Annotated in this window: 8 protein-coding genes and 2 pseudogenes; 9 read left to right on the top strand and 1 reads right to left on the bottom strand. The window is 33.0% G+C overall.

Translation table 11 applies throughout. The features are described 5' to 3' along the window. Nucleotides 1–699: 699 nt before the first annotated feature. The 8 genes from ES045_RS15985 (at nucleotide 700) to ES045_RS16025 (ending at nucleotide 12,456) form a co-directional block, all read left to right on the top strand. Nucleotides 700–1,221, top strand: coding sequence for an RNA polymerase sigma-70 factor (locus ES045_RS15985; protein ID WP_147117282.1), 522 nt, complete (start codon nucleotides 700–702; stop codon nucleotides 1,219–1,221). Between the two features lie 228 nt (nucleotides 1,222–1,449). Continuing rightward, nucleotides 1,450–2,616: a FecR family protein gene (locus ES045_RS15990; protein ID WP_147117283.1), complete on the top strand. Its 1,167-nt coding sequence runs from the start codon at nucleotides 1,450–1,452 to the stop codon at nucleotides 2,614–2,616. 90 nt (nucleotides 2,617–2,706) lie between these two features. Beyond that, the gene (locus ES045_RS15995) at nucleotides 2,707–6,126 is read left to right on the top strand and encodes a SusC/RagA family TonB-linked outer membrane protein (protein WP_223267279.1); all 3,420 of its coding nucleotides are present in this window, start codon (nucleotides 2,707–2,709) and stop codon (nucleotides 6,124–6,126) included. 11 nt (nucleotides 6,127–6,137) lie between these two features. Continuing rightward, nucleotides 6,138–7,979, top strand: a complete 1,842-nt coding sequence (locus ES045_RS16000; protein WP_147117284.1) for a RagB/SusD family nutrient uptake outer membrane protein — start codon at nucleotides 6,138–6,140, stop codon at nucleotides 7,977–7,979. A 40-nt stretch (nucleotides 7,980–8,019) separates the two neighbouring features. Next, nucleotides 8,020–8,994 (top strand): BT_3987 domain-containing protein, encoded by a 975-nt coding sequence (locus ES045_RS16005; RefSeq protein WP_147117285.1) that lies wholly within the window; start codon nucleotides 8,020–8,022, stop codon nucleotides 8,992–8,994. 116 nt (nucleotides 8,995–9,110) lie between these two features. Then, nucleotides 9,111–9,473: an IS3 family transposase gene (locus ES045_RS16010; RefSeq protein WP_223267282.1), complete on the top strand. Its 363-nt coding sequence runs from the start codon at nucleotides 9,111–9,113 to the stop codon at nucleotides 9,471–9,473. 186 nt (nucleotides 9,474–9,659) lie between these two features. After that, the gene (locus tag ES045_RS16880; RefSeq protein ID WP_410524651.1) at nucleotides 9,660–9,818 is read left to right on the top strand and encodes an IS3 family transposase; all 159 of its coding nucleotides are present in this window, start codon (nucleotides 9,660–9,662) and stop codon (nucleotides 9,816–9,818) included. A 397-nt stretch (nucleotides 9,819–10,215) separates the two neighbouring features. Continuing rightward, on the top strand, nucleotides 10,216–12,456 hold the full coding sequence (locus tag ES045_RS16025; RefSeq protein ID WP_147117288.1) for an alpha-L-fucosidase: 2,241 nt from the start codon (nucleotides 10,216–10,218) through the stop codon (nucleotides 12,454–12,456). Between the two features lie 461 nt (nucleotides 12,457–12,917). Here ES045_RS16025 and ES045_RS16030 read toward each other — a convergent pair. Next, nucleotides 12,918–13,076 (bottom strand): annotated as a pseudogene (locus ES045_RS16030) (IS3 family transposase); the annotation flags it as partial. Nucleotides 13,077–13,124: 48 nt separating this feature from the next. On the opposite strand from ES045_RS16030, the pseudogene ES045_RS16035 reads away from it, so the two are divergent. Next, nucleotides 13,125–14,018: pseudogene (locus ES045_RS16035) on the top strand (IS1595 family transposase). Nucleotides 14,019–14,048 lie beyond the last annotated feature (30 nt).

The raw sequence follows: 14,048 nt of genomic DNA on the forward strand, positions 1-14,048 counted from the left end.
ATGGTTATATCAGTTTAAATTCACATCGTATAATTTACTATACAACGCTATTGAAGACTAGATTATATTCTAGTTTAGGATATCTCTCACCGCTAAAAATGGAAACAAAATTAAGAGGAATTATTAAAAATGTAGCTTAAAGAAATAGTCACAAATTTACTAGGTTGTCCAATATTATAATTTTAAAGAATGAGTTTAATAAATTAAAGAGAATGATTCAGAATAATTCTTCTAATAAGCTGACTGTTTTTTTGATAATTATTTAATTTATATTGTTCGTAACAAACTTTGTGCCTAAATGTTTATTTTGATTGGTGTTTTAACAATATAGATATCTTCAATCATTAGTATATAAATCATAACTTACTGTTTTACAGGTGTTATATTTTTTTAATCTCATCTAAAACTTCTAAATTTTTGTGTCATTTTTTTGATGAAATTCTAAGCATTACTAATCGTGATCTAAACCTACTTTATATATTTACATTGCGGAATAAATTTTTATTAAAAAGAGCAGAACTTTAAATGCAATTAAGTATTCAATTCAGAAAATCATAAATAAATATTAAATAACGGCTAATTAGTTATTTGACTTTTAAGTCAATGTTTAGTTTATTTTACGTAATGTTGATGTTTAAAAAATAAAATAAGTCCTATAATTTCATTTGTAAATTATATAATCTAATTAAATAGTTTCTATTGATCACTGAAAAAGATTTAAAAAAAATATTTGATACATATTACACAAAACTCGTGTCTTTTGCGAATCGTTTTTTGACGACAATTGGCGAGGCAGAAGATTTGGTACAAGATGTTTTTATCCATCTTTGGGAGAAGGAAAATACATTTCCAGACGAAACTTCTTTAAGGATCTATTTGTATAAAGTGGTGCGTAATAAGTGTTATAATGTACTTAAGCACAACAAAGTAAAACATAAGTATGCAGAAAACACAATACGTTCTTTAGAAGATAATAATTTATTTCTAAAAGAAATACTTGAAGAAGAAACGGTCAGTCAATTATACAAGGCTATTGAAGTGCTGCCAAATAGGAAAAAAGAAATAATTAAGTTAAGTCTTAAAGGTCTTAAAAATAGTCAGATTGCAGAAGATCTAAATATAAAACTTCAAACTGTTAAAACCTTAAAATCCCAAGCATATAGAATTTTAAGAGACCAACTAAGAGAATTAGAAGCCATTATTTATTTTTTATTAGCCTAAATATTATAAACAAGTCAAATATTTTTTAAATACTTGAGATATCAGTGTTAATTTTTTAACACCTGATAATCAGTATACTTAATTACTTTTTTTAGTGCACTCGCAATTAAAATAAATAACATTTTCGTCAGTTTTTATTCATTTATTTATGAATATGTTAAAAAAAAGCAACTTTTACTAGTACTATATTAAAATTAACTTGTTCTATATATAAATACATCAAGTAGAATGACAGATATTTCTGATATATCAAAATTATTAATCAAACAAAAATTAAAAGTCTTAACCGATGCTGAAAAATTACAGTTAAAGAAATTAAAAAAGGAATATCCAATTTCAAAAGAAATTAAGATAGAAGAATTGGTTGATAGAATTGAATCCTATTCAAAAATAAATGAAGATAAGGCATGGAAATTAATTGAGGGTAATATTCAAAATAAAATAAGTAAACCAGTTTTTAGACTTTTTAATACATCTTGGTATAAGTATGCGGCAACAGTTATTATTATTTTAACTACAGCTTATTTTTTGAATGATGTTGTGTTTAAAGAGTCAATTATTGACACCTCAGTAATAGTAAATACAAGCACTATTTCATCAGGCACAGATAAAGCGATAGTAACTTTAGAGGACGGTTCTCAAGTTACTTTAGAAAAAGGAAAAGAAGTACAAATTCAAAATGCAAATAGTAATGGCGAAGAAATTATATATGTTGCAGGAAAACAAAATTCAAAGGAACTTGTTTATAATTATTTAACAATCCCGAGAGGAGGTCAATTTTTTATAAAACTTTCGGATGGAACTCAGGTATGGTTGAATTCAGAGTCGCAATTAAAATATCCAGTTACTTTTATAGAAGGGCAAATTAGAGAAGTAGAATTAGTATATGGTGAAGCCTATTTTGATGTAACACCAAGTTCAGAAAACAAGGGTTTTAAATTTAGAGTGATTAATAAATCCCAAGAAATAGAAGTGTTGGGTACTGAATTCAATGTAAAAGCGTATCGAGATGAAAATGCTATTTACACCACTTTAGTGGAGGGTAGCGTTGCCGTTAAATTTGAAAATACTCAGCAAAATTTAACTCCCAATCAACAATCAAGTTTTAATCCAAGCACGAGCGCTTTCAAAATTACTCATGTGGACGCTTATAATGAAACTTCCTGGAAAGATGGCGTATTCTGTTTTGAGAGAAAACCATTAAAAGACATCATGAAAGTGCTATCTAGGTGGTATGACATGGATGTAGTTTTTGAAGATACATCTTTAGAAACCGTTAAATTTTTTGGTGTGCTTGCCAAAGGGCAAGATATAGAAGAAATTCTAAAAACAATTAAAAAATTTAAAATCATTGAAAGCTATGAAATAAAGAACAAAACGATAACATTAAAATAAAAAGGGAACGAAGTAAAACATTTCGAGGTGCAATAAACTTCGTCCCTTCAATTGAGTATTAATTAAATATAACTAACACAAGGCAAATTTATGGAAATTAAATTCATTCATGGCCGTTCTCCTATCAGAAAACGGTTTCTAACCCAAATTATGCGAATTTTCACCTTTTTACTATGTTCAACAGTTTTTGGCTTTACTACAGGAAATAGTTTTTCTCAAAAAAAGATTACGATTGATAGAGATAAAGAAATTTCAATTCATGAAGTTTTTAAAATTATTAAGAACCAAACTGATTATCGATTTTTATATCCCGAAAATTTAGTTGAAGATTCGCCCAAAGTAAAATTAAGAAAAGGAATAATTAAGTTATCAAAACTTTTGGAACAGAGTTTTTTTGGAAGTAATGTGAAGTTCAAATTATCTAAAAATAATACAATTGTAATTGAAGAAAGGGAGTCAAGACCCATCAATGAGAACTTAAAAAAACAAAAAATAAAACTTATTGGCACTGTTACTGATGAAATGGGAAATCTTTTACCTAGTGCATCAATTTTAGAAAAAGGGACTAAAAACGGAACTCAAACGGACTTTGATGGAAATTTTTCGATTAACGTAAAGTCTAAACAATCGATTCTGGTAATTTCTTATTTGGGATTTATAACCCAGGAGATTGCTGTAGGAGATACTCAAGTTTTTAATATTGCGATGCTCGAAGATGCAGGTGTTTTGGATGAGATCGTTATTGTTGGATTCGGAAAGCAAAAGAAGGAAAGTGTAGTGAGTGCAATAAGCACTATAAAAGGAGACGATATTAAGTTGCCGACCAGGAGTTTAAGTAATAGTTTAGCTGGTCGAGTATCTGGAATTATTGCGGTTCAACGTTCGGGTGAACCTGGATATGATAATTCTGAGTTTTGGATTAGAGGTATTAGTTCCTTTAAAGGAGGGACAACACCATTGGTTTTAGTTGATGGAATACCTAGAAGCATGAACGATATAGAACCGGATGAAATTGAGACTTTTTCGATATTAAAAGATGCAGCGTCTACGGCTATATATGGAGCTGAAGGCGCTAATGGTGTCGTATTGATTACATCTAAACGAGGTAAAGAACAAAAGACACTAATTAGCTACCGAGCAGAGTATAGTTCGCTGCAACCCACCCGTTTACCAGAGTTCTTAGGTGCCGTTGATTTCATGAAGCTCTATAATGAAGGTCTGAGTAATGAAGGTCAGCAACCAAAATTTTCTGAAGAATTAATAGCAAGAACGCAATCAAATATAGACCCTGATTTATACCCAGATGTACAATGGCTCGACTTATTAAAAAACACAACTAATAGTCAAAGACATACCTTGAATTTTAGAGGAGGAGGAGAAAAAGCCCGTTTCTTTATTTCTGGAGCATATTTTGGAGAAAATGGTATTTTCAAATCGAATCCTAATGCAAATTATGAAACTAATATTGGGTTAAAAAGGTATAACTTGCGATCAAATGTTGACTTTGATGTTACGAAAACTACTTTATTACGAGTCGACTTAAGCGGTCAGTATTTAGAAACGAATTATCCCGGAGTTGGTACTAGCGCACTGTTTAGAAATATGACTTTAGCACCGCCGAACTTATATCCAATGATCTTTTCGGATGGAACTTTTGCTTCTCATCCAACACCTAGTGGAAACCGTTCCAATCCATATAATTTACTTATGGAATCGGGATATGCTAAAGAATGGAGAAGCAGCATACAATCAAAAATTGCTATAGAGCAACAGCTTGATGAAATTACTGACGGATTAATGATAAAAGGGGTTGTAAGTTATGATTCGGAATCACAATATGTTTCTACAAGAATAAAGACACCGCCGCAGTTCATTGCAAATCAAAGAGACGTAAATGGAAATTTGATTTATAGTCAAACCATTAATGAGGCATCTTTTGGAGAACCTTCTGAATCTAATAGCGGGAACAAAAGAATATATCTCGAAACTTCTATGAATTATGCAAAAACATTTAACAACAAGCATAATGTGGGAGGGATGTTGCTTTTCTATCAAAAGGAAACTCAGTATAGTTACGAAGCCCTAGCCTTTAGGAAACAAGCCTATATAGGTAGAGCTACTTATATGTTTGACCGTAGATATTCTATTGAAGCAAATTTTGGTATTACAGGAAGTGAAGCTTTCTCTAAAGGCAATCGCTTTGGATTTTTCCCTGCATTGGGCGTTGCATGGGTTGTAAGTAATGAGAACTTCTTTAACGGCGCAAAACACCTCGTTAATGAGCTAAAAATCAGAGCTTCTATCGGGAGAACAGGAAATGACAATACTGGAGGTGATAGATTCTTATATAGAGGAACTTTTGTTGGCGCTTCAGGGTATCCAATCGGTATTGGAGGAAGTGGTAGCTTAAATGGTATGGGTGGTTATGTTGAAGGCAGGTTTGCAGCTCCTAATTTGAGTTGGGAAATTGAAGACAAACGAAACATAGGAATTGATTTGGGTCTTTTTAATAACAAAGTGACCTTGCAAGCAGACTATTTTGACAACTCAAGATATAGTATCTTATTACAAAGAAATACGGTTTCGTCAACCGCAGGTTTTAATCAAGCGCCATGGCAAAACTTTGGAAAAGTTAATAATAAAGGGGTTGACCTCACCTTGAATGCAAATCAACAATTTGGAGATTTTTCTGTAAGTATGAGAGGAACCTTTACTTATGCTAAAAACAAAATAATTGAATACGATGAGGTTAACCAGCCTTATCCGTGGATGAACATTACAGGAACCAGTTTGAACACTCCTAATATATACGTAGCAGAAGGACTTTATACTGAAGACGATTTTGATGTATCCGAAGGAAATGGAGTAAAAACTTATACTTTAAAAGCTGGTCTGGCTACGTCTTCACTAAGTGCAAATAATTTGCCAGGTGATATTAAATACAAAGATTTGAACGGAGATGGCAAAATTGATCAATTTGATCAAACTAGAAACGCTGCAAAACCTACCATTCCAGAAATAGTTTACGGGTTTGGTTTTAATGTTGAGTACAAGAATTTTTATTTAAATGGTTTTTTCCAAGGTTCAGGTAATGTATCTACTGTTCTTGGAGGATCAAATCCAGAAGGCTTCTTTCCTTTTAATTTTGGTGTAGAAGAAAGCTCTGTAAGAAAAGAAGGATTAAATAGATGGACGGTAGCCAACCCATCTCAAAATGTATTGTATCCACGCCAAAGATCTGGAACTTATTATCATAATAATGTTGGTAGTACATGGTGGTTAAGAGACGCTAGTTATTTACGTCTAAAAAATGTTGAAATAGGTTATAATTTTGACAAAAAATTATTAAGCATTTTAGGATTAACTACAGGAAGACTATACATCATGGGAAACAATCTTCACGTATGGGATAAGATCAAAATGTGGGATCCTGAAATAGGAAACGAAAATGCTGGTATGAATTACCCTATACCTAGAACAATAACTTTAGGTCTTGAACTAACACTTTAAAAATTATACTTATGAAATTATATAATAAAATACATGTAGTCGTTTTATGCTTGTTAGTGGCTATAACTACAAGTTGCACTAACGACTATTTAGATGTTTCAGATGAATTGGTAGAAGAAGTAACCATGGAACAGGTGTTCAGTCGCCCTGCAAGTGTTAGGCAGTTTCATCGAAACATTTTTACAGGAATCACCAATAGTTCCAATATGATTTTTGGAACAGATTATCAAATAAATGGTTTAGATAATCCTTGGGCAGGAGCAACCGATGAGCTTAAAATGGCTCAAGGTCCCCTAAGAAACCTTACATCTAACGGATTTAATGCGGGGAATGCACCTTTTCATAGATGGAATCTTTTATATCCACTAATTAGACAGGCTAATTTATTTTTAGAAAATGCCAAAGTTATCCCGCAAAGTGGTTCAGCAGATTATATTGACGAGGACCAACTTTCTAAATTGAAAGCACAAGCCAGATTTTTAAGAGCCTATTACCATTATTTGTTGTTCGAATTATATGGTCCAATTCCTATAATGGCAACCGCCGTCGATCCAAGTTCTGCAGATTTAGATTTTTCTAGAAATTCGGTTGATGAGGTCATCAGTTTTATAGACGCTGAACTCATTGAAGTTGCCGGTGAACTTAATGATAAAGAAACAAGCGATGCATTTTTGGCTCTTCCAACAAAAGGGGTTGCACTAGCAGTAAAAGCCAAATTGTGGATGTATGCAGCTAGTCCACTTCTCAATGGAGGATATGTTGAAGCTTTAGCTATAGAGAATCCTGAAGATGGTAAAAAGATTTTTCCTGCATTTGACAATACGAAATGGCAAAAAGCCTTAAATGCAACAAAAGAACTGATAGACTTTGCAGAAAATGGAAATTATGAACTTTATAGAAATTCAGGAGTTTTCGATCCACATGCATCTTTATACGAATTATTTAACCAGTATAATGACGAGATTATTTGGGCTAACCCAAATAGTGATTGGGGATCTTTAAGCTATGACGGTACGGATAGAAGATTAACGCCAAGATCGGAACGATCAGGATTTGCTTCTATTGCAGTGACTCAGGAGTTGGTGGATGACTTTTTCATGTTAGATGGCTTGCCAATCAACGAATCACCAACCTATACCGAAAATGGATTCTCTGTAGATGGAGATGATCAAAGTGGACAAACAAGTGTAGGAACTTATAAAATGTGGATCAATAGAGAACCTCGATTTTATCAAACAGTAATGTTCCATGGACGTAAATGGCATTATGGTAACAATTTAATTAAATTTAATAAAGGAAGCGGAAATGACAATTCATCTGAAAATTATCCTTGGTCTGGTTATCTATTATACAAACGATTAGATAAAACAATTCGAAATGAAGGTAGTTTCCCAAGAAGCAAGTACAGGCCTTCTATAGTATTTAGACTTGCCGAGTTTTACTTATTATATGCTGAAGCTTTAAATGAGGTTAATCCAAGCGACTCTAAAATATTGGAATACGTAGACAAAGTAAGAGAGCGTGCAGGAATACCAAAGCTTTCTGTTATTAAGTCAGAAATACAAGGGAATCAGCAAGCGCAACGATTAGCAATAAGAAAAGAAATGCGAGTTGAATTGGCTACAGAAGGCCAACGCTATTTTGATGTTAGAAGATGGATGATTGCTGATCAACCAGAAGGAAATCAAGGAGGTCCTTTTTATGGAATGAACATGAATGGTTTGCCTGAATCAGAATTTTTCGAACGCACTACTTATGAGAATAGAGTTTGGGACAAAAGAATGTATTTATATCCAATTCCATTAGTAGAGATACAAAAGAGTACTAAATTAATTCAAAATCCATTGTGGTAAGCTTGGAAAAGGCACGTACTATGAATTTATTAATAAAACAATGAAAAACATGAAAAACATAATTTACCTTAAATATCTCCTTTGTACCGTTGCTATGATCGGCCTATTGATGGGGTGCAATGAAAATGACGATATAAATAACGAGAGTAATAGCGGTATTTTTATAGTCCCATCGGGTAAGGAAGTTACAGAAAGTAAAGTCTTACTGTCGTTTGCTTCCGAGGCCTATAAATTTCCTGTGGCAGTAGCTGTCACGACGCCTGTTATTAAAAATGTGGATGTAACAATTGCCTTAGATAATAGTCTGGTTACGGCGTACAACATCGCACATAACACTAACTTTTCAATAATGCCCGAGGGTAGCTATTTATTGGAAGCAACTAGCTTAACTATACCTAAGGACAGCGTGGCTTCTCAACAATCAGATCTGGTAATTAAAGCCGGTATGCTTGGGCTGGATACAGATTATTTATTACCAATAAAAGTAGAATCAATTTCAGTAAGTGATATTATTCTAAATCCTGTCATGGCTACTAAGTATTATATTTTTAGGGCGCCAACACCAAACATAGGTGATTTGTCTACTGGCAAGAAGTCATATTTCAAATCTCAAGAAGATTGGAGGAGTCCTCAAAGAGGAAATGATGGCAATACTAGTGGTGAGTGGGGTGATGGGTCTGTATGTGAATCTGGTGGAGGAGCTGAACAATATTGGCAGGTAGATTTGGGAGCTATTTCCCCAAGAATTAATGATGTAAAAATATGGAATAGAACCGATTGTTGTGATGATCGTACAATAAATTTTTATGTGTTTATTTCCGAAGTGCCTTTCACAGGAACTAGTGTAGCAGAATCATTAGCACAGCCTGGTGTTAAAGCTTTTTATACAGATGGGAAAGCAGGGAGGCCTACACAAATAGATTCTAATGTAGCAGGTCGTTACATAAGGCTTCAGAATACTGGTAACCAGAATCTTACCTTAGCGGAGTTAACAGCAGTAGGAATTAAACCCTAATAAGGGTCAACACAAAAAGTTGATGAGTAACTAAAAATGAAAGAATTATGATAAGAGGAAACGGTCTTCTGCTAATAGTAAGTTTTTATGGAAAAAACAGATTAAAATGCTAATAACTGAAGTTTAAGCAGCGTTATGGTAGTCTCAGGATTGCGATGGAACTACAAAAAAGAGGTTATAAAATATCGCAGATTACCGTGGCTAAATACATGAAAAAAATGGGGTCACGCAGTAGGTCGAGTAAGAAATTTAGAGTCACTACAGACTCTAGACATAATTACCTCCTTATAGACAACGTGTTAAATTGGCAGTTTAAACAGATTGAACCATCTAAAGTTTGGGTTTCAGGTATAACTTATATTGCTATAAAAGAAGGGTTTCTATACCTAACAACCATAATGGATTTATATGATAGAAAAATAATGGGTTGGAGTTTAAGCACAAGTATGACTATTGATGATACAACTTTGCTTGTATGACGTATGCACTTAAAAATCGTAAAAGAACCAACGAACTAGTTCCGCTCGTGGCGTATAGTGCGCTAATAACAAATTCTCTAACACTCTTGCTTCTTGCAACGTTACACGAAGTATGAGTAGAAAAGGTAATTGTTGGGATAATGCAGTAGTTGAAAGCTTCTTTAAATCCTTGAAATCTGAACTTATATATATGGAAACACCCTGATAGTCAGAAAGGAAATGGAAAGGGAGGTGTTTGAATATATTGAACTTTGGTACAATAAAAAAAGGAGGCGCTCAACGCTCAATTACATGACAATTAAAGAATTTCATAACTTGAAAATTAATTATAAAAATGCTGCTTAACTAATACTGTCCTTTTGGTTTGCATATCCACTTCCAAAGAATTGCAGCTTATGCAGAAGTTAGATAGACTGACATTTCAAAGAAAAATTCTAAAACATTCAAAAGAGTCCTTAACGGGACTGATTAGTAGCTGGGGTATTATAAAAATTGATTATAACTTGTTTTTATATATATATTTTTAATTGAACTCATCTCAAACGTCATAAAAAGAAGATCATAAGCAAACTTCTAGCTGCCCAGGAATAAAAGATTTGAACGCAGCTTAATGCCCTTTTGATATGCTTATCGAAAAGTATCGAAAGGTTTTGTAGATGTCAAAGCTTGGCTTTTTAATTTATTTGGTTAAAAGGATCATTTACTGTATTATATTTTAATAAACATTAAAAAAAGGAATACTATGCTAAAATTACATTCAACTTGTTTGATCTTATTTTTTATAACATTTAATTCTTGGTCACAAGAAGGTGATGGAACAGTTTTGGAATTTAAAAACTCATACGAAATATTAGATAGCGATGCAAAAGTGTCAATTATTAATAAAGCCGCTCATATTGTTCCAACGACAAATCAATATATGGCTTTAAAAAATGAGTTTATAGCATTTGTCCACTTTGGTCCAAATACATTTACTCGCATGGAATGGGGCAATGGTATGGAAGATCCGAAAGTGTTTAATCTTAAAAATTTAGACACGGATCAATGGTGTAAAGCAATGAAAGAGGCTCAAATGAAAATGGTTATTATTACGGCCAAACACCATGATGGGTTTGTGCTTTGGCAAAGTCGTTATACTAAACATGGTATTATGTCTACCGATTTTCAAAATGGCAATGGAGATGTATTGAAAGAGCTTTCGGCATCTTGTAAAAAGTATGGATTGAAATTGGGCATTTACTTATCGCCTGCAGATTTGTATCAAATTGAAAATAAAGATGGAATTTATGGCAATTTAAGTGAATACTCAGATCGTGTAATTCCCAGACCTGTTGTTGGGCGCCCATTTAAAAATAAAACAAAATTCAGCTTTAATGTTGATGATTATAACGAATATTTTTTAAACCAATTATTTGAATTGTTAACAGAATATGGTCCAATTCATGAAGTTTGGTTTGATGGAGCGCATCCGAAAAGAAAAGGCGGTCAAACTTATAATTATAAAGCTTGGAAAGAATTAATTTCAACTCTGGCTCCAGAAGCAGTCGTTTTTGGAAAGCAGGATATTCGATGGTGTGGTAATGAATCTGGCGCTACTAGATCTACAGAAAGTAATGTTGTGCCTTATGTTGGAAATCCTGAAGAAATGACCAGTTTTCCAGACATGACAGGAGAAAATATAGGAAGTAGAGAGAAACTATATGAAGCTAGTTATTTACATTATCAGCAAGCGGAAACCAATACGTCTATTAGAGAAGGCTGGTTTTATAGAGATGATACTTCTCAAAAATCACGAAGCATAGATGATGTTTTTGATATATATGAGCGCTCGGTTGGTGGCAATTCGACCTTTTTATTAAATATTCCTCCAAATAGAGAAGGTGAATTTTCATCTGTAGATGTAAATATTTTAAAAGAAGTTGGTCTGCGTATTAAGGAAACCTACGGAACAAATTTATTTGCTAGGGCAACAGGTCCGAAATACATATTAGATGCAAATACTGCTACTTTTGAGGTATTGTATGATGAGAAAAAGCAAATCAGCATTACTACTAAAAAACCTGTAACCATTAATAGATTAGTTATTCAAGAAGCTGTTTCTGTTTACGGAGAACGCGTAGAGAAACATGCTGTAGATGCATGGTTGAATAATGAATGGAAAGAAATAGTTGTTGCAACTAATATTGGTTATAAGCGTATTTTACGTTTTCCAGAAACGACCTCAAATAAATTTAGAATTCGTTTTTTAGAGTCACGTTTAAATCCGGCTATTTCTATTATTTCGGCCCATTATTATAAAATACATCCACCAGAATTAAGTATAACAAGAACTTTGGAAGGGCAAATATCTATTAAGCCTAAAAAACACGAGTTTGGGTGGAAACTAGATAGTGAAAACAGTTCAAAAAAAATCACTTCAGAAATAGAAATTCATTACACTACAGACGGTAGTGAACCTACAAAAAACTCACCTCTATTTATAACCCCTTTTACTAAAGCGTCTGGTGAAATTAAATCAGTTGCTTTTTTAAAGGACCAAAAAGGAAGTATTGTATCCAGAAATTTAGGAATTCTTAAACAGTATTGGAAAGTGATAAAAGAAGATAGCTGGGCTTCAAACCATGAAACTAACTTGGCAATAGATGAAGATCCAAGTACTTTTTGGATATCTAAAGAAAAAAACGGTCCCCATTACGTAGAAATAGACTTAGGAGCTGTTCGAGCGCTTAAAGCTTTTACCTATACACCTCCAGTAGTAACTTCAAAAGGAATGATAGAACAAGGATTCATTAAAGTTAGTAATGACGGGGAAGCTTGGGAGGTTTTTGAGATTTTTGAGTTTGGAAACCTCATAAACGATCCAACACCAAGAACACACTATTTTAAAGAAGTTCTAAGTGCACGCTTTATACGCATAGAATCTAAAACCATTGCTGGTGGTGAAAAGCGAGCAGCCATTGCTGAATTAGACTTTTTTGAATAAAAAATGAGAATATTTAAAATTTATAAAATAAAGCGTATTTGTATTTTATTACTGTTGCTTTTAAGTTTAAATAGCAGTTTTGCAAAAATTAGGTTGCCTTCTACTCTATCGGATAATATGGTATTGCAATAAGAATCAAGTGCTACTATTTGGGGTTGGTCAACTGAAATGTGTGAAACTATAGAGATAATTGGCTCTAGGAATAACAATAAAGTAGCAGTAACAAAACATCAAGGTATTTGGTCCCTCAATTGGAAGTCGGATAACTACCAAAAAGCATTGCGGTTTGTACCTCACATCGTTTTCATAATGCTGAGAGCCAACGACAGCAAGCTACGGAACAAGAGAGTATCTCCATTCTGATTTTGAAGCAGATTATCAAGATTTGATTGCAGGTTAGCGCTTCACAAAAAATTAGCGCAAGGAAAGCTGGACTACCTAGTAAATTTGTGACTATTTTATTAAGCTACTTTTTTAATAAATCCTCTCAATTTTATTTCCATTTCTAGAGGAGAGAGAGATCCTAAACTAGAATGTAGTCTTTCGTTATTATACCAAAGAATCTAGTCTTCAATAGCGTTGTATAGTAAATTATACGATGTAAATTTAAATCTATAGAGGTCAGTATTTAAATTCATATCTTAGAAGTCATTAAACATAGTTATAAAATGAATATTTTTAAAGGACAAAACCTCCTATAGTTTGCTGACCGGTTTAAAACAGACCTAGATTGCAAGAAATATCTAGCTGATATTAAATGGAAAGATGGTTTTCAATGTGTAAAATGTAGCCACAATAAAGCTCAGATAAGGAAAGACTTCTCACGCACCTGCAATATTTGTTCTCATCAAGAATCAGCAACATCAAACACACTTTTTCACAAAGTGAAATTTGGAGTTAGAAAGGCATTTTTTATTGTTTTTGAAATGAGTACAAGTACCAAAAGTCTTTCGGCAAGCTACGTTTCAGTTCGCTTTAGTGTTACTGAAAAGACAGCTCGTTTATTTATGCTTAAAATTAGAGAAGCTATGGAAAGTAGTAGGAATAATCCCATGACAGGTATTGTTCACGTTGATGAATTTGTACTTGGTGGACGCGAAAAAGATAAAGTTGGCAGAAGTTATAACGCAAAGAAAAAGAAAGCCATTACTGCTGTTGAGTTAACTGATGATGGAAAAGTAAAAAGAATGTATGCTATGAGAATCGAAGATTTTTCAGCAAGTTCGCTTCAATATATTTTTGTGAATCATATTAGCAGAGAAGCTAAAGTAATAACCGATAAATGGAGAGGCTACAGACCAATTGCAAAAGTTTATAATATTACACAGATTGAAAGTAATGGTGGTATGAATTTTAAAGCACTTCACACTATGATTCATCAAGTAAAATCGTGGATAAGAACAACGTATTCTTGGGTAAGTGATTTCAATATAAACAGATATTTTAATGAGTTTTGTTTTAGAATTAACCGTTCACAAAGCAAAGCAACAATATTTAATAATCTAATAACTAAAATGGTCGAAAAAGAAAAAGTTAGTCACAAACAAATTATATGTAACTAACTACTGACCTCTATAAATCTATATAGCCAC

The sequence above is a fragment of the Polaribacter sp. IC073 genome (assembly GCF_007997075.1).
In the GTDB taxonomy this organism is placed as follows: Bacteria; Bacteroidota; Bacteroidia; order Flavobacteriales; family Flavobacteriaceae; genus Polaribacter.